This is a genomic window from Streptomyces sp. NRRL B-24085 (assembly GCF_001282115.1).
In the GTDB taxonomy this organism is placed as follows: Bacteria; Actinomycetota; Actinomycetes; order Streptomycetales; family Streptomycetaceae; genus Streptomyces.
In genome coordinates this window covers 1-15,983 of the sequence record NZ_LJBR01000055.1, presented here as the reverse complement: position 1 = coordinate 15,983, position 15,983 = coordinate 1, and the positions used below count along the sequence as shown (strand labels likewise).

Annotated in this window: 20 protein-coding genes and 2 pseudogenes; 8 read left to right on the top strand and 14 right to left on the bottom strand. The window is 73.0% G+C overall.

Annotation, left to right across the window (positions count from 1 at the left end; all coding sequences use genetic code 11):
• Positions 1–7 precede the first annotated feature (7 nt).
• The 7 genes from AOJ26_RS08085 to AOJ26_RS08060 form a co-directional block, all read right to left on the bottom strand.
• Positions 8–634, bottom strand: a complete 627-nt coding sequence (locus AOJ26_RS08085) for a YigZ family protein (protein ID WP_053847508.1) — start codon at positions 632–634, stop codon at positions 8–10.
• Positions 635–691: 57 nt separating this feature from the next.
• On the bottom strand, positions 692–1,231 hold the full coding sequence (locus AOJ26_RS08080) for a SixA phosphatase family protein (protein ID WP_053847507.1): 540 nt from the start codon (positions 1,229–1,231) through the stop codon (positions 692–694).
• Complete coding sequence (locus AOJ26_RS08075; RefSeq protein ID WP_053847506.1) at positions 1,228–1,944, bottom strand: cysteinyl-tRNA synthetase; 717 nt, start codon at positions 1,942–1,944, stop codon at positions 1,228–1,230. Before AOJ26_RS08075 ends, AOJ26_RS08080 begins: the two co-directional genes overlap by 4 nt.
• A 154-nt stretch (positions 1,945–2,098) precedes the next feature.
• Entirely contained in the window at positions 2,099–2,263 is a 165-nt protein-coding gene (locus tag AOJ26_RS43370; protein ID WP_159044241.1) for a hypothetical protein, read from the bottom strand.
• A 79-nt stretch (positions 2,264–2,342) separates the two neighbouring features.
• On the bottom strand, positions 2,343–3,044 hold the full coding sequence (locus tag AOJ26_RS08070) for a response regulator (protein WP_053847505.1): 702 nt from the start codon (positions 3,042–3,044) through the stop codon (positions 2,343–2,345).
• 130 nt (positions 3,045–3,174) lie between these two features.
• On the bottom strand, positions 3,175–3,876 hold the full coding sequence (locus tag AOJ26_RS08065) for a CBS domain-containing protein (protein WP_053847504.1): 702 nt from the start codon (positions 3,874–3,876) through the stop codon (positions 3,175–3,177).
• Between the two features lie 14 nt (positions 3,877–3,890).
• Positions 3,891–4,355, bottom strand: a complete 465-nt coding sequence (locus AOJ26_RS08060; RefSeq protein ID WP_053847503.1) for a cyclic nucleotide-binding domain-containing protein — start codon at positions 4,353–4,355, stop codon at positions 3,891–3,893.
• Between the two features lie 203 nt (positions 4,356–4,558).
• On the opposite strand from AOJ26_RS08060, the pseudogene AOJ26_RS42730 reads away from it, so the two are divergent.
• A pseudogene (locus tag AOJ26_RS42730) lies at positions 4,559–4,824 on the top strand (universal stress protein); the annotation flags it as partial.
• Positions 4,825–4,891: 67 nt separating this feature from the next.
• Positions 4,892–5,341, top strand: a complete 450-nt coding sequence (locus tag AOJ26_RS41640; RefSeq protein WP_053847502.1) for a universal stress protein — start codon at positions 4,892–4,894, stop codon at positions 5,339–5,341.
• Here the strand turns inward: AOJ26_RS41640 and ppk2 are convergent.
• A complete protein-coding gene (gene ppk2, locus AOJ26_RS08050; RefSeq protein WP_053847501.1) occupies positions 5,311–6,114 on the bottom strand; it encodes a polyphosphate kinase 2 in 804 nt (267 codons plus the stop codon). The two genes, AOJ26_RS41640 and ppk2, sit on opposite strands and share 31 nt — an antisense overlap.
• 218 nt (positions 6,115–6,332) lie before the next feature.
• Between ppk2 and AOJ26_RS08045 the strand changes: the two genes are divergently transcribed.
• The 3 genes from AOJ26_RS08045 (at position 6,333) to AOJ26_RS08035 (ending at position 9,832) form a co-directional block, all read left to right on the top strand.
• Positions 6,333–6,740 (top strand): CoA-binding protein, encoded by a 408-nt coding sequence (locus AOJ26_RS08045; protein ID WP_053847500.1) that lies wholly within the window; start codon positions 6,333–6,335, stop codon positions 6,738–6,740.
• A 160-nt stretch (positions 6,741–6,900) separates the two neighbouring features.
• The gene (locus AOJ26_RS08040; protein ID WP_053847499.1) at positions 6,901–8,541 is read left to right on the top strand and encodes an APC family permease; all 1,641 of its coding nucleotides are present in this window, start codon (positions 6,901–6,903) and stop codon (positions 8,539–8,541) included.
• A gap of 79 nt (positions 8,542–8,620) precedes the next feature.
• The gene (locus AOJ26_RS08035) at positions 8,621–9,832 is read left to right on the top strand and encodes a 4-hydroxybenzoate 3-monooxygenase (protein ID WP_053847498.1); all 1,212 of its coding nucleotides are present in this window, start codon (positions 8,621–8,623) and stop codon (positions 9,830–9,832) included.
• A gap of 4 nt (positions 9,833–9,836) precedes the next feature.
• Here AOJ26_RS08035 and AOJ26_RS08030 read toward each other — a convergent pair whose 3' ends face one another.
• On the bottom strand, positions 9,837–10,196 hold the full coding sequence (locus AOJ26_RS08030) for an ArsR/SmtB family transcription factor (RefSeq protein WP_053847540.1): 360 nt from the start codon (positions 10,194–10,196) through the stop codon (positions 9,837–9,839).
• A 9-nt stretch (positions 10,197–10,205) separates the two neighbouring features.
• Here AOJ26_RS08030 and AOJ26_RS08025 point away from each other — a divergent pair, with 9 nt between their 5' ends.
• Entirely contained in the window at positions 10,206–11,348 is a 1,143-nt protein-coding gene (locus tag AOJ26_RS08025; RefSeq protein ID WP_234358495.1) for a cation diffusion facilitator family transporter, read from the top strand.
• A 2-nt stretch (positions 11,349–11,350) separates the two neighbouring features.
• Here the strand turns inward: AOJ26_RS08025 and AOJ26_RS08020 are convergent, their stop codons facing one another.
• Both AOJ26_RS08020 and AOJ26_RS08015 read right to left on the bottom strand, forming a co-directional pair.
• On the bottom strand, positions 11,351–11,908 hold the full coding sequence (locus tag AOJ26_RS08020) for a YbaK/EbsC family protein (protein ID WP_053847496.1): 558 nt from the start codon (positions 11,906–11,908) through the stop codon (positions 11,351–11,353).
• A gap of 20 nt (positions 11,909–11,928) precedes the next feature.
• Positions 11,929–12,501 (bottom strand): helix-turn-helix domain-containing protein, encoded by a 573-nt coding sequence (locus tag AOJ26_RS08015; RefSeq protein WP_053847495.1) that lies wholly within the window; start codon positions 12,499–12,501, stop codon positions 11,929–11,931.
• 93 nt (positions 12,502–12,594) lie between these two features.
• Between AOJ26_RS08015 and AOJ26_RS08010 the strand changes: the two genes are divergently transcribed.
• A complete protein-coding gene (locus tag AOJ26_RS08010; RefSeq protein WP_053847494.1) occupies positions 12,595–13,452 on the top strand; it encodes a DMT family transporter in 858 nt (285 codons plus the stop codon).
• 106 nt (positions 13,453–13,558) lie between these two features.
• Here AOJ26_RS08010 and AOJ26_RS08005 read toward each other — a convergent pair whose 3' ends face one another.
• A complete protein-coding gene (locus AOJ26_RS08005) occupies positions 13,559–14,314 on the bottom strand; it encodes an acyltransferase (RefSeq protein ID WP_053847493.1) in 756 nt (251 codons plus the stop codon).
• 106 nt (positions 14,315–14,420) lie between these two features.
• Between AOJ26_RS08005 and AOJ26_RS08000 the strand changes: the two genes are divergently transcribed.
• Complete coding sequence (locus AOJ26_RS08000; protein WP_053847492.1) at positions 14,421–14,954, top strand: gamma carbonic anhydrase family protein; 534 nt, start codon at positions 14,421–14,423, stop codon at positions 14,952–14,954.
• A 3-nt stretch (positions 14,955–14,957) separates the two neighbouring features.
• Here AOJ26_RS08000 and AOJ26_RS07995 read toward each other — a convergent pair whose 3' ends face one another.
• Entirely contained in the window at positions 14,958–15,620 is a 663-nt protein-coding gene (locus tag AOJ26_RS07995) for a DedA family protein (protein WP_053847491.1), read from the bottom strand.
• A gap of 99 nt (positions 15,621–15,719) precedes the next feature.
• Positions 15,720–15,983: pseudogene (locus tag AOJ26_RS07990) on the bottom strand (hypothetical protein); the annotation flags it as partial.

Genomic DNA, 15,983 nt, shown 5'->3' with positions numbered 1-15,983 from the left:
ACCCGACTCACGCGTCCCCGTAGGCCTCCCCGCCCAGTTCGAACCGGGCTCTCCCGGCCGTGGCGTCAGCGAGCCAGCCCCGGAACGCCTCCACGTCCGCGTCCGGCAGACCGATCTCGATCGTGACCGCCTCGCCGTAGCGGACGTCGCGCACCTCGCGGCCGGTCGACCGGAGGTCGTTCTGCACCTTGCCCGCGCGCTGGTGGTCGACGGTCACGGTGGCGAGGCGGAAGCGGCGGCGCGTGAGGGTGCCGAGGGTGTCCAGGGCCTCGCCGACCGCGCCGCCGTACGCTCTGATGAGTCCGCCCGCGCCGAGCTTGACGCCGCCGTAGTAGCGGGTGACGACGGCGACGACGTACCGCATGTCGCGGCGCAGCAGCATCTGGAGCATGGGGACGCCCGCGGTGCCGCCGGGTTCGCCGTCGTCGCTCGCCTTCTGGATCGCCGCGTCGGCGCCGATGACGTACGCGTAGCAGTTGTGGGTGGCGTCGGCGTGCCCCTTGCGGACGGCGGCGACGAAGTCCTGGGCCTCCTGTTCGGTGGCCGCCGGGGCGAGGGCGCACAGGAAGCGGGAGCGGTTGACCTCGGTCTCGTGCACGCCCGCGCGGGCCACTGTGCGGTACTCGTCCTGCATCCGGCCACCCTAGTCCGTGCGCGGACACCGGCCGCGTGGCCGGCCGGGCCCGCCCGGTCACTTCCTCCCGCGCGGCACCAGCACGGACGTGAGCAGTGCCGTCCCCGGCTTCAGGGCCCGCCAGGACGTGCCGTGCCAGGCCAGCACCGCGATCGCCGACGTCGGGAACTTCACGCGCACCTCGTCCAGCGCGTCGTCGAGGCCGTCCCCCGCGAGGGTCAGGACCAGTTCCTCAAGGCCGGGGTTGTGTCCGACGAGGAGCAGGGTCTCGACCTCGGGAGGTGTCCCGTGCACGGCCGCGAGCAGCTCCGGTACGTCGGCCGCGTACAGCTCGGGGTCGAGGCGTACCGGCGGCGGGGTGCCCCACTGGGCGGACGCCAGCTCCCAGGTGTGCCGGGCGCGTACGGCGGTGGAGCACAGGGCGAGGTCGGGCAGGAGGTCGGAGGCGGCGAGGACGCGGCCCGCCTCCGGTGCGTCCCGGCGGCCCCGGGGCCCGAGGGGGCGCTCGTGGTCGGCGACGCCCTCCGGCCACGCGGACTTCGCGTGTCTCAGCACGATCAGGCGGCGCAGGGGCCCCGCTCCGGAACGCTCGATCATGCCGGGGACCCCAGGTCGCGGGTGAGGTCGAGACCGAGCAGCCGGTCCGCGTAGGCGTACGTCTCGAAGCGGGCGCCCTCCGGCAGGTCCGACTCCTCGACCCGGCGCAGCACGCGCAGCACCTCGGGTACGTCCAGGTCGTCCTCCCAGGCGGTACGGAGGCGTCCGCGCACCTCGTCGGGTACGGGGCGTGACGGATGCCGGGCCCAGGCGGCGACGGCCCGGCGCCACCGCGCGAGGGTGTCGTGGGCGTCGGTCAGGGCCGTCTCGTCGAGCTGTGCGGGCGTGCTGCGGGGCGGGGTGAGCAGGGCGAGGCGGACCGCGGCGGGGTCGGCGTCCGGCGGGAGGTCCGGCGTGCCGACGGGGGCGACGGCGACCCGGACCCCGTCCGGGGCGGCACCGTTCTCCCCCACCACGTGGACGGCCTGGGACTCGCCCCAGCCGGGGCCGACGTCCCGGCGGTCCTCGAAGGGCCGGATGCCGAGGGCGGCGGCACCCGCGTGCAGTTCGGCCTGTCCGCGTTCGCCGGTGAGCAGCGCCCACACGGGCGTGCCGCCGATCTCCAGGGCCCGTACCAGCAGGTCGGCGACCAGCAGGACGCGCAGGGCGGAGGCGTCGTAGCCCGGCACGTGGGCCTCGACTCGGGTCAGGCCCCTGCGGGCGGGGACGGCGTCGACGGGCTCGCCGGTTCGGGCGTCGGTGATGCGCAGCACGGGGCGAGCGTAGGCGCCCGGAGGGCCGGGCGCAGGTGACTGACCGGTATTCCGGACACGGTCATGAGGTGCGGCCGGCCGCGGCGGATCCGTCTCTTCGTCCCAGGACGCGGGCCGGTACGGCGACGGCGACTGCGGACACCGTGACGCCCCGCTAGTCGCTCGCGGCGACCGGGCCCGCGCGGTGGGTCCGGCGGACGAGGTCGGCGCAGGCGGGCCGGCGGTGCCGGAGCTGCGAGGCGTCGGGAGGGACGGTCGGACGTGCGGTGAGCGTGTCGTACGGGCACCGGCGGCCCCCTGCCATGCGGTTGCCGCGCACAGCGCGCTCCACCGGGTGTTCGGACCAGGGGCTTCGAGGGCGGCCGTGCGCCGGCCGTACGCCCGAGGCGCGCGGCCCCTCACCTCCCGGATCGGTCGTCCGTCTCCGGCTGGTCCAGTTGCGAGGCCAGGACCGCGGCCTGGACGCGGCGCTGGACGCCGAGCTTGGCCAGCAGCCGGGAGATGTGGTTCTTGACCGTCTTCTCGGAGAGGTAGAGCTTCTTGCCGATCTCGCGGTTGGTCAGTCCGTCCCCGATCAGCGCGAGGATGTCCCGCTCACGCGGCGACAGGCTCGCCAGTTCGGGCGCGAGCGCCGGCGTCTCGACGGGGTCGGCGCGCAGGGAGCGCATCAGGCGGGCGGTGGTCGCGGGGTCCAGCATGGACTGGCCGGAGGCGACCGTGCGGACCGCGGAGACCAGGTCCGAGCCCCGGATCTGCTTGAGGACATAGCCCGAGGCCCCGGCCATGATGGCGTCGAGCAGGGCGTCCTCGTCGTCGAACGACGTCAGCATCAGACAGGCCAGCTCGGGCATCTGGCTGCGCAGTTCGCGGCAGACGGTGATGCCGTCGCCGTCCGGGAGGCGCACGTCGAGGACGGCCACGTGGGGGCGCAGCGCCGGGCCGCGCACCAGGGCGTGCTCGACGGTGCCGGCGTCGCCGACCACCGAGATGTCCGGCTCGGCGTCGAGCAGGTCGGTCAGGCCCCGCCGTACCACCTCGTGGTCGTCCAGCAGGAAGACACGGATCGGGTTCTGCTCCGTGAAGGTGCCTGGCTCGGTCATGACGACCCCTCGTTCCCCGGTTGCGGACGGGCGGCGGGCGGCCCGTGAGGACGATCGTCGCGCGAACGAAACCCGATCCACCAGGGCCGACCGGCCCAAGATGCGGGAGAGCGCCGGGCGGCCCCCGGGTTCACCGGCTCCCCGACGCTCCGGGAGGCCGGGCGGAGGCGGACACGGAGTCCGGCGGACCCTGCGCCTCCGGTTCGAAGTCCACGTCCACCACGCCCCCGACGGCACGCACCAGCCGGGCGGCCACGGGGATCAGGGACGGATCCCGGACCCGGCCGACGAGCCGTACCGCACCGTCGTCGACCCGGACGCGGACCGACGAGCACGGTGGCGGGAAGAGGTACGCCACCACCTCGCGCCGCACCTCCTCGGCGATCTCCTCGTCGTCGCGCAGGAACACCTTGAGCAGGTCCGACCTGCTGACGAAGCCCTGCAACCGGCCCGGTTCGTCCACCACGGGCAGCCGCTTGACCCTGGCACGGGCCATGATGCGGGCGGCCTCGGCGAGCGTCGCGTCCGGCCGGGTGGTGAGCGCCGGTGAGGTCATCAGCTCCTCCGCGGTGAGGGCTCCCGCCTTGGCCAGGTCGGACAGGCGCCGCAGCTGGGTGTACCGGTCCGGGTCGCTGTCGCGGAACTCCTCCTTGGGCAGCAGATCGGCCTCCGAGACGATCCCGAGGACCCGGCCCCCGCCGTCGAGGACCGGCAGGGCACTGACGCCCCGGTCCCTCATCAGCCGCACGATCTCCTTGAAGCCGGCCGTGCGGCCGACGGCGGCGACGGAGCGGGTCATGACGTCGCTGACGATGTGCGGAGTGCCGTGCATGACGACTCCCGCCCTCAGACGATGCTGCCGGAACCGTACGGGGCGTACAGGTCCAGGAGCCGGATCCGCGCGGAGTGCAGCCGGTGGGCGAGCACGTCCCCGACCCACCGGGCCACGGCGCTGCCCATGGCCGGGTCCTCCTGGCACAGCAGGCGGACGGCCGTGGCGTCGAACTCGTACGCCCGCACCGGGCTCGTCGCCTCGGCGCCGAGATGCCAGGTGTGCGGGGTGAACAGCCAGGACCAGCCGACGAGTTCGTTGTGCCGCAGGGTCTCGATGACGGCCGGCCGGCGTCCCGGTACCCGCAGGTCGAGCTCGACGGTGCCCGTCCGGATGATCCAGAACCGGTCGGCGCAGCTCCCCTCCTCGAACAGCCGCGTCCCTTGCGGGAAGGAGACCTCACGGGCCACGCGCATCAGCCGGTGCCGGTGTTCGGCGGGCAGGGCGCGCAGCATGCTGGGCGTGGGCGTGGTGATCATGGCCTGCCTCCCGACGGGTGGGGAACCGCTGTAGCCACCGTCCCCCAAACCACGGGCGGGGTCACATGGGCCGACCGGCCCCTGAGCCGGCCCACACGGCTCCGACACGGCCGTGAACGGCTCCGCCGCGAGGAAACGGTCCGCGAGACCCCTCCGTCCCGAGGAAACGGTCCGCGAGACCCCTCCGCCCCGTCCCCCGAGGACTCCACGCCGAGCCGGCCCGACGCGAGACCGTCGCCCTGGCCGAGGTCATGGCCCCGTGGCGCAAGGCGTTCCCGGACACCGAGGTCGCCGAGGAGTCGTTCTACGGCACCCCGCGGGCCACCTCGTCGACGCCTCCCGCACGGCCTCCCTGGCCGTCGTGGGCCGGCGGGTCCGCCGCGCCGCGCTCGGCACCCGCATCGGACCCGTCACGCACGGCGTCCTGCACCACTCCCTCGCCCCCGTCGCCGTCGTCCCGCACGACTGACGCCACACAGCGCGTCGTCCTGGGCAGCCACGACGACCGGGCACGGTCCGGGCGGCACGGCCGTGTCGTGGTCGGGGTCGGGGTCGGCGCGAAGCCGACCTTGGACTTCGCCTTCGCGGAGGCCGCGCGGCGCGAGGTGCCCGTGGAGGCGGTACGGGCCTGGCGGTGCCCGGCACACGAGAGCACCGGCCATCCGCTGCCGGCCGGGGAGCCCGCCCGGCTGCACGAGCAGCAGGCGGTGGACGTCCTGGAGGCGGCGCTCCGGGACGTGCCGGCCGATGCCGAGGTGCACCGCCGTACCGTCGAGGGCCCCGCCGGGACGGTGCTGGCGGGGGCCTCGCACCACGCCGACCTCCTGGTCATCGGCGCCCGGCGGCACGCGCGGCACTTCGGGCTCCAGCTCGGCCGGAGGGCCGGGCCCACCGGGTGCTGCACCACTCGGACTGCCCGGTCGCGATCGTCCCGAGGAAGGGTGACCGGCCGGGCTCAGAGACTCGCCGCGTGGTCGGGGACGTAGGTCTGAAGATCGCGCGGCGGGCGCTCGTACCCGGTCGGCCGCGGCCGCTCGGGCAGTTCCAGGACCGGGGGCGGCACCTCGCGGTAGGGCACGGATCCGAGCAGGTGGGCGATCATGTTCAGCCGCGCCCGGCGCTTGTCGTCGCTCTCCACGACGAACCAGGGCGCCTCGGAGATGTCGGTGTGCACCATCATCTCGTCCTTGGCACGGGAGTACGCCTCCCAGTGGGTGATGGACTCCAGGTCCATGGGTGACAGCTTCCAGCGCCGCAGCGGGTCCTCCAGGCGTTTGCGGAACCGCTCCTGCTGCTCGGTGTCGCTCACCGAGAACCAGTACTTGCGCAGCACGATGCCCGCCTCGACGAGCATCCGCTCGAAGATCGGGCACTGGCGCAGGAAGAGCCGGTACTCCGCCTCGGTGCAGAAGCCCATGACGTGCTCGACGCCGGCGCGGTTGTACCAGGACCGGTCGAACAGCACGATCTCGCCGGGCGCCGGCAGGTGCTCGACGTACCGCTGGAAGTACCACTGGCCGCGTTCCCGCTCGGTCGGCTTCGGCAGGGCCGCGATCCGGGCGACACGGGGGTTGAGGTGTTCGGCGACCCGTTTGATGGTGCCGCCCTTGCCCGCCGCGTCCCGGCCCTCGAAGACCACGACCAGCCGGGCGCCCTCCGCGCGCACCCATTCCTGGAGCTTCACCAACTCCGTCTGGAGTCGCAGCAGTTCCTTCTCGTAGGTCTTGCGCGGCAGTTTCTCCGCGCCCTTCTCGGCCATGCCGCCTCCACCCTCCGACGACCGCCGGGACAGCCGTCCCGTGCCCGGGGTCGAACACCTGGGCGCCACCGTACTTTCCGGCGCCGGGCCGCGCACGCCGGAGGTCGGGACCGACCGCCCCGTGGGCGCGGGCCGGCGTGACCGGGCCCCGGGAAGACCCGGAGGCCGGCCGGTGTTGCCTCCCATGGTCCAGTTCCCGCTTCCCGAGGAGTTCCGACGTGTACGGCGACCCAGCGACGATCCGCAAGATCCTGACCGAACTCGGCGACACCTGGGCCGTCGTGGGCCTGTCGTCGAACCAGGGGCGTGCGGCCTACCGCGTCGCCGAGGTGCTCCAGCGTTACGGCAAGCGGATCGTGCCGGTCCATCCCAAGGCGGAGGCCGTGCACGGAGAGCAGGGGTACGCCTCGCTCGCGGACATCCCGTTCGACGTGGACGTGGTCGACGTGTTCGTGAACAGCGACCTCGCCGGGGCCGTCGCCGACGAGGCCGTGGCCAAGGGGGCGAAGGCGGTGTGGTTCCAGCTCGACGTCGTCGACGAGTCCGCGTACGAGCGCACCCGCGCGGCCGGTCTCGACATGGTCATGGACCGGTGCCCGGCGATCGAGATGCCCCGCCTGGGCTGAATTCCCTCCCGAATTCCTGAAACGCTCGCAAGGAATTCCCCGCAGAAAAGTCAAAGAAGTCAAACATACGACAACCGCCTTTAATCCAAAGGCGGTTGATTCGTAATCTGGGGCCGCTCGCACAGTAAATATATGTAATTCGTGAGAGGCCCCTTAATTTATGGTAAGCGTCGATTCAGCGCCTGCGGCGAAGGGGACACCGGGCGGCGGGCTGCGGCGGGACGTGGGGCTGATCGGGCTCATGTGGGCCTCGGTGGGTTCCATCATCGGCTCGGGCTGGCTCTACGGCGCGCAGGAAGCGGTCGTCGTGGCCGGGCCGGCGGCCGTGGTGTCGTGGGTGATCGGCGCGGTGGCCATCGTGCTGCTCGCCCTGGTGCACGCGGAACTCGGCGGCATGTTCCCGGTGGCGGGCGGCACCGCCCGGTATCCGCACTACGCCTTCGGCGGCCTCGCCGGAATGTCCTTCGGCTGGTTCTCCTGGCTCCAGGCGGCGACCGTGGCGCCGATCGAGGTCGAGGCGATGATCGGTTACGCCGGTCACTGGTCCTGTGCGCAGGGCTTCCAGCACGCGGACAAGACGCTCACCACGAGCGGACTCCTCGTCGCCGTGCTCCTCATGGCCGTCTTCGTGGTCGTCAACTTCCTCGGCGTACGAGCGCTCGCGCACACCAACAGCGCCGCCACCTGGTGGAAGATCGCGGTGCCGCTGGCGGCCGTCTTCGTCATCGCGGCCGGCAACTTCCACCCGGCCAACTTCCACTCGGAGGGCTTCGCGCCGTTCGGTGCCAAGGGCGTGCTGAGCGCGATCAGCACCAGCGGCATCATCTTCGCCCTGCTGGGCTTCGAGCAGGCCATCCAACTGGCGGGCGAGAGCCGCGACCCCCGGCGCGACCTGCCGCGCGCGACGATCGGCTCGGTCGCGATCGGCGCGGTCGTCTACGTGCTGCTCCAGGTCGTCTTCATCGGCGCGCTGCCGCACGGCACGTTCGCGCACGGCTGGGCGAAGCTGGACTACCCGGGGATCAGCGGCCCCTGGGCCGGTCTGGCGACCCTCGTCGGGCTGGGCTGGCTGAGCGTGGTGCTGTACCTGGACGCGGTGATCTCGCCGGGCGGCACCGGACTCATCTACACGACCGCGACCTCCCGGGTCTCCTACGGCCTGTCGAGGAACGGCTACGCGCCCAGGCTGTTCGAGCGCACCGACCGCAGGGGCGTGCCCTGGTTCGGTCTCGCCATCTCCTTCGTGACCGGCGTGCTCTGCTTCCTGCCCTTCCCGAGCTGGCAGCAGCTGGTCAGCTTCATCACCTCGGCGAGCGTTCTGATGTACGCCGGCGCCCCGCTGGCGTACGGCGTCTTCGCCGACCGGCTGCCCCACCACGAGCGCCCCTACCGGCTGCCGGCGGGCTCGGTCCTGTCCCCGGTGTCCTTCGTGGTCGCCAACCTCATCATCTACTGGGCCGGTTGGCACACCCTGTGGCGGCTCGGGGTGGCGATCGTCCTCGGCTACGTGCTCCTCGGCGGCTACGCGCGCTACGCCCTCGTCAAGGGGCTGCCCGACGCGCCGCGCCTGGACTGGCGGGCCGCCCAGTGGCTCCCGGCGTACCTGGTGGGCATGGGCCTGATCTCGTGGCAGGGCGGCTTCGGCGGCGGTTCGGGCCGGATCGCCCTGTGGTGGGACATCCTGCTCGTCGCCGCCTTCTCCCTGGTGATCTACTACTGGGCCCGGGCCACGGCGTCGCCGGCCGCGGAGATCGAGCGCAGCATCGACGAGGTCGTCGTCACCGACGCGCCCGCGCACTGAGACCGGCGGCCCGGGTGCCTCCGCCCGCCGAGGCACCCGGGCCCTCCCCGCCCCCGCCGGGGGCCGACATAATGACCGGGTGACCTCCCACCCCAACTCCGTTGCCCCACAGCGCTTTCCGGTCGTCATAGTCGGGGCCGGGCCCGCCGGACTGACGATCGGCAACATCCTGCGGGCCGCGGGTGTCGACTGCCTCGTACTGGAGGTGGAGAGCCGCGAGTTCATCGAGCAGCGGCCCCGCGCGGGCGTCATCGAGGAGTGGGCGGTACGGGGTCTGCAGCGGCGCGGTCTCGCCGACAGCCTGCTGGAGCGCGCCCAGTCGCACACCGAGTGCGAGTTCCGCTTCGCCGGCGACCGCTTCCGCTTCGCCTACGGCGAGCTGACGGGACATCACCACTTCGTCTACCCCCAGCCCCTGCTGGTCACCGACCTGGTCCGCGAGTACGCCGACGTCAGGGGCGGCGAGATCCGCTTCGGCGTGCGGGACGTCGTTCCGCACGACCTGGAGTCGCCCCGGCCGTCCGTGTCGTACACCGACGCGGAGACGGGCGAACGCCACGTGGTGGAGTGCGAGTTCGTGGCCGGCTGCGACGGGGCCCGCGGGGTGACCCGCACCGTCCTGCCCGAGACCACCAACATCGCCCGGCACGACTACGGCGTCGGCTGGCTGGCGCTGCTCGCCGAGGCGCCGCCGTCCTCCGACTGCGTCCTGTTCGGCATCCACCCGAACGGTTTCGCCGGGCACATGGCCCGCAGCCCCGAGGTCACCCGCTACTACCTGGAGTGCCCGCCGGGCGACGACCCAGGGAACTGGCCCCACGAGCGCGTCTGGGCCGAACTCCAGCAGCGCCTGGGCGCGGACGGCGTCCCGCCGCTCACCGAGGGCAGGCTGATCGAGAAGCGCGTCCTCGACATGCACAACTACGTGGTCGAGCCCATGACGTTCGGCCGGCTGTTCCTCGCGGGGGACGCCGCCCACCTGACCGCCCCCATCGCGGCCAAGGGCATGAACCTCGCCCTGCACGACGCGTTCCTGCTCGGCGACGCGCTCGTCGCCTACCTCGGCAAGGGCGACGGCAGCGGCCTCGACGGCTACTCGGAGGCCTGTCTGCGGCGCGTGTGGGACTACCAGGAGTTCTCCCAGTGGCTCTCCGAGGTCTACCACGGCACCTCGTCGGGCGACGAGTACCGCGCGGGCACCACCTTCGCCCGCCTCCGCCGCCTGTTTACCTCCCCGGCCGCCGCGGCGGCCTTCGCGGAGCAGTACCTCGGTACGGCGGCCGCGTACTGACCTCTCAGTCGTGCACCGGCCGGTCGCTGAGCCGGTGGTCGGCCACGTTCAGGGCCTCGTCGACGAGCCGGCGCAGATGGCCGTCGCGCAGTGCGTAGACCACCCGGCGTCCCTCCTTGCGCGTGCTGACCAGGCCGGCCAGCCGGAGCCGTGCAAGGTGCTGGCTGACGGCGGGCCGGGCCGCCCCGCACGCCTCCGTGAGCGTCGTGACGTCGGCCTCTCCCCCGGCCAGGGCATGCAGCAGCGCGAGGCGGGTGCGGTCGCCGAGCAGGGCGAGGACCTCGGCGGCGAGGGCGAACTGTTCCTCGCCGGGGGTGCGCGGGTGCGCATCGTGCGCAGGTGACAGGTGCATGCGTGCGCTCATACGCACATAATGGCGGGGTGGGCGCGCCACGTCCACCACCGCGCGCACCGGAAGGGACAGCACGTGAGCCACCACGAGCACGGTCACGACCATCCGCACGGGCACGACCATCCGCACGGGCACGAGCACGGGCATGACCACGAGCACGGGCATGCCCATGGACGCCACGGCCTCCGTCACCGCCTGACGCATCTCCTGACCCCGCACTCCCACGAGACCGCCGGCAAGCTCGACTCCGCCCTGGAGTCCTCCGCCCGCGGCATGCGCGCCCTGTGGGTCTCGCTGGCGGTGCTGGGGGTCACGGCCCTGGCCCAGGCGGTCGTGGTGGCCGTGTCCGGGTCCGTCGCGCTGCTCGGCGACACCGTGCACAACGCGGCGGACGCGCTGACCGCCGTACCGCTGGGCATCGCCTTCGTGCTGGGCCGGCGTGCGGCCACCCGCCGGTTCACGTACGGCTACGGCCGTGCAGAGGATCTCGCGGGCATCGTGATCGTGCTGACGATCGCCGCGAGCGCGGCCTTCGCGGGGTGGGCGGCGATCGACCGGCTGCTCGATCCCCGTCCCGTGGCACACGTCCCGGCGGTCGCCGTGGCCGCGCTGGTGGGCTTCGCGGGCAACGAGTGGGTGGCCCGCTACCGCATCCGGGTGGGCCGGGACATCGGCTCGGCCGCACTCGTGGCGGACGGACTGCACGCCCGCACCGACGGGTACACCTCACTGGCCGTGCTCGCCGGTGCCGGCGGTTCGGCCCTGGGCTGGCAACTGGCCGACCCGCTCGTGGGGTTGGCGATCACGGCCGCGATCACGCTGGTGCTGCGGGACGCCGCCCGCGAGGTGTTCCGGCGGGTGCTCGACGCCGTCGACCCGGAGCTCGTCGACCGGGCCGAGGCCGCGCTGCGGGAGGTCGAAGGGGTGCGCGGGGTGGGCGAGTTGCGGCTGCGCTGGATCGGGCACCGGCTGCGCGCGGAGGTGGCGGTCGTGGTGGACGGGGAGATGACGGTACGTCAGTCGCACACGGTGGCCGTGGCGGCGGAGCACGCCCTGCTGCACGCGGTGCCCCGGCTCACGGCGGCCCTGGTGCACGCCGATCCGGCGCCGGTGCCGGGCGAGGCCGACCCGCACCACGCGCTCGCCCACCACGCGCCGGCCTGAGCTCAGGCGACGCCGAGCCCCTCCAGCACCACGGCGCCCGGCAGTTCCGCGAACGCCTTGCCCGGCACCAGCAGTTTCCCCCGGCGCCGCCCGCTGCCGACCAGGACGTAGGGCAGGTCCACCACGGCCGAGTCGATCAACAGCGGCCAGCCGGCGGGGAGTCCGATCGGGGTGATGCCCCCGTACTCCATGCCGCTCTCCCCGGTCGCCGTGTCCATCGGGGCGAAGGACGCCTTGCGGGCGCCGAGTTGGCGCCGGACGACTCCGTTGACGTCGGCCCGGGTGGTGGAGAGCACCACGCACGCGGCGAGCGTGGTCTCGCCGCCGCGCTTGCCGGCCACCACCACACAGTTCGCCGACTGCTCCAGCAGCTCCCGGCCGTAGTGCTCGACGAAGACCGCGGTGTCGGCCCACTGCGGGTCGGTGTCGACGTACACGATCTGCTCGGCGGGGACGCTGCCGCTCCAGTGGCGTACGGCGTCGGCGACCGGGCGGATCAGCTCGTCGAGGGCGGCGGGGGCAGGGGTGGCGTGGTCGAAGTGTCCGATGGGTGCGTCCATGGCGGCACGCTAACAGCCGCTCAGGGCACGGCCGGCACCGAGACCGCCAGCATCCACCGCGCGGGGACGTCGCCCTGGTTGGCGTAGACGTGCTCGGCGTCGGCCTCGAAGGTGACGCTCGCCCCGGTGGGGACCAGGTGCTCGACGCCGTCGACGGTCAAGGTCATTTCGCCCTCGGTGACGTGCAGGATCTCGACCGTCCCGGCGGGGTGTGGATCCGACCTGCTGCTCTCGCCCGGCATCATCAGCCACTCCCACATCTCCAGCGGGCCGGGGGCCTCCGCGCCCGCGAGGAGCCGGCTCCAGCTTCCCGCCTCCGTGCTCCACAGCCGCACCACCTGCTCGGGCGGGACGACCCGCACCTTGGGCCCCTGCTCGTAGTCGAGCAGCGTGGTGATGCTGATGCCGAGGGCGTCACCGATCTTCACGACGGTGCCGAGGCTGGGGTTGGTGCGGGCCTGCTCGATCTGGATCAGCATGCCGCGGCTGACTCCGGCCCGGGCGGCGAGAGTGTCCAGGGTGAAGCCGCGCTCGGTCCGCCAGCGCTTGACGTTGCGCGCGAGGGACTGGGTCAGCAGGTCGAGGTCCGACACGTCACGTCCAATATTCTGTATGACACGGTGCAACTGAATGAACTACGGTGGGGTGCACCCGATCGTTCACCGAACTGTACTGCGAGGCGAGCCGTGACAGCATTCTTCGCCCTGGCCACCAGCCTGCTGTGGGGCCTGGCCGACTTCGGCGGCGGGGTGCTGACCCGACGGCTCCCGGCGCTCACGGTGGTGGTGGTCTCCCAGGCGATCGCGGCGGCGGTGCTCGGCGCGATCGTGGTGGCGACGGGCGGCTGGAGCGAGGCGGGTCCCCGGCTGTGGTTCGCGTTCGCCGCGGGACTGGCCGGGCCGGTCGCCCTCATCTGCTTCTACAAGGCGCTCGCGCTGGGCCCGATGGGAGTCGTGTCCCCGCTGGGCACGCTCAGCGTGGCGGTCCCGGTCGGCGTGGGCCTCTTCCTGGGCGAGCGTCCCGGGCCGGTGCAGGCCGCGGGCATCGCGGTGGCCGTCACCGGGGTGGTCCTGGCGGGCGGCCCCCAGTTGCGCGGAGCCCCGGTGCAGCGCGAGGCGATCGTCCTCACCCTGATCGCGGCCCTCGGCTTCGGCACGGTCTTCGCCCTGATCGCGGAGGCGTCCACGACCGTCCCCGGCCTGTTCCTCGCCCTGTTCGTCCAGCGCCTGGTCAGCGTGGCGGTGGGGGGCGCCGCTCTGTACGGCTCGGTGAGACGGGGCGCCCCCGCCTTCCCGGCCCCCGGCTTCCCCTGGGCGTCCCTGCCCGCTCTCGCCTTCGTCGGCCTCGCGGACGTGGCCGCCAACGGCACGTACGCGGTGGCCGCCCAGCACGGCCCGGTCACGGTGGCCGCAGTCCTCGCCTCCCTCTACCCGGTGGTGACGGCCCTGGCCGCCCGAGGCCTCCTCGGCGAACGCCTGCGCACCCTCCAGGCAGCGGGCGCGGGCCTGGCCTTAATAGGCACCCTGCTCCTGGCAACGGGGTGACACTCCGACGCGCCCCTCCAGGGGCGCGGGGAACTGCGCGACAAGCCCCCACCGGCCGGCTGCCGCCCGACCACCCTCCGCGGCAGCCCCGTAGGCACCTTCACCTTCAGTCCAGCTCGGCCAACTTCGCCACAGTCTCCTCGTCCAGCCCCGCCAACGCGCTCAACTCCTCCGCAGTCGCCCCCGGAGGGATCGGCACCGGCGCCGGCGTGCGCAGCGGCGGCTGCCACCCCTCCTCGGCCGTCCACCGCCGGACGACCCGAGCGGGCGCCCCCGCGACCACGGCGTGGTCCGGCACCACCCCGCGGACGACGGCACCGGCGGCCACGACGACGTTCCGCCCGATCCGCGCGCCGGGCAGGATCACCGCCCCGGTCCCGATCCAGCACCCCGAACCGATCTCCACCGGCTCCATCCGCGGCCACTGCTTGCCGATGGGCTCGTGGGGGTCGTCGTAGGAGTGATTCGTGGAAGTGACGTACACATAGGGCCCGAAATAACAGTCGCTGCCGATGGTGACCGTGGTGTCGGCGATGACATGGCTGCCGCGTCCCAGCACGACCCCGTCGCCGATGCGCAGGATCGGCTCCGGGCCGAGGTCCAGGTCGGGCATCAGGCCGGCGGTCAGGGTGACCTGCTCGCCGACAATGCAGTGGGAACCCACGTGGATCCACGGCTCGCCGAACACCGTGCCGAGCGGAAAGGCCAGCCGGGTGTGCGCCCCCAGCGCGCCGAAGCGGAAGCGCCCCGGGCGCTCGGCGGTGACGGACCCGGTGCGCTGCACCCAGGCCCAGCCCGCGTGGACGGCACGCTGCACGAGGCGGCCCCGCCAGGATGAGAACGTGTTCTTGCTCTTCGGCACGAGCTCACCGTACTGAGCGCACGGCGTCCGCATGAGACCGCGGGGTTGTGATCTTCGCCCCAACCGGGTGGCGTACCGTGCGGGACATCGCGAACCAGGAGGCGGAATGGCGCACAAGGCGTTGATCACGGGCATCGGCGGCAGGGAACCGCAGATCGACGAGGGGGCCTTCGTGGCACCCACCGCATCGGTGATCGGAGACGTGACGCTACGGGCGGGGGCCAGCCTCTGGTACGGCGCGGTGGCCCGCGGCGATGTAGAACGCATCTCAGTCGGCGCCCAGAGCAACATCCAGGACAACTGCACTCTGCACGCCGATCCCGGCTTCCCGGTGACGATCGGCGAGCGCGTGTCCGTGGGGCACAACGCCGTCGTCCACGGCGCCACGGTCGAGGACGACTGCCTGATCGGCATGGGCGCGACCGTGCTGAACGGCGCGGTGATCGGGGCGGGTTCCCTGGTGGCGGCCCAGGCGCTGGTTCCGCAGGGCATGCAGGTGCCGCCGGGTTCACTGGTCGCGGGCGTGCCGGCGAAGGTACGGCGGGAACTGACGGAGGAGGAGCGGCAGGGGGTCACCCTGAACGGCACGCTCTACGCGGACCTGTCCAAGGCCCACCAGGAGGTGCATGAGAAGCCGTGAGGATCAGTCGGCGGCCGGGACGGTCTCCGGCTCGGCCGCCTGCTTCTGGGCCGCCGCCGTCGCCGTGGCCTTCGCCGCCTTGCGCTTGAGCACCAGCATCGAGGTCAGCCCGATCAGCACGGCCAGCACGAGCCCGAGCCACGAGAACCGCTTCAGCCAGGACTCCGCGACGATCCCGACGTAGTAGATGACCGCCGTCGTACCGCCGGCCCAGACGATCCCGCCAAGCACATTGGCGATCAGGAACTTCCAGTACGGCATCCGCAGCACACCGGCGAGCGGTCCGGCGAAGATCCTCAGCAGCGCCACGAAGCGGCCGAAGAAGACCGCCCACATGCCCCACTTCTCGAAGGACCGCTCGGCCGTGGCCACATGGCCCTCGCTGAAGTGCCGCGGGAACTTGTTGCCCAGCCAGGCGAGCAGCGGCCGTCCGCCCTTGCGTCCGATCGCGTAGCCGATGGAGTCGCCGACGACCGCACCGACGCTGGCGCACGCGCCGAGGACCACCGGGTTGATGCCCGCGTGCTGCGAGGACAGCAGCGCGGCGGAGACCAGGATGATCTCGCCGGGCAGCGGGATGCCCAGGCTCTCCAGGCCGATGACCAGGCCCACCAGGGCGTAGACGGCGGCCGGGGGCACGGTGTCGAGCCATTCCTGGACGTGCAACGCCGGTTCCTCCCAAGTCGCGTTCCCGGCGTGCGTCACCTTCCGACGCACGCCCGGGAAGCCTACCGGTTCGGGAGAACCGGCGTCGGGGGCACGGACTCAGCCGCCGATGCCCGGCCCCGCACCGGTGACGAGTGCGCCGAGGACCGACACTCCGGACGCCGTCGCCGACGTCGCGGTGTCCAGGACCGCGCCCACCGCCGGCCCGGCCCGCTCGACGGGAACGGCCGACCCGGCGTCACCGTGGCCGACCTGGGCCACCCGGGTCCCGTACTGCTCGGGCGGGCTGCCGTTCCGGCCCGAGGGCCGGCCGGAGTCCCCGTCCCGGTGGGCGTCGGATCCGGAGGGCGGGGAGGGCGGCAC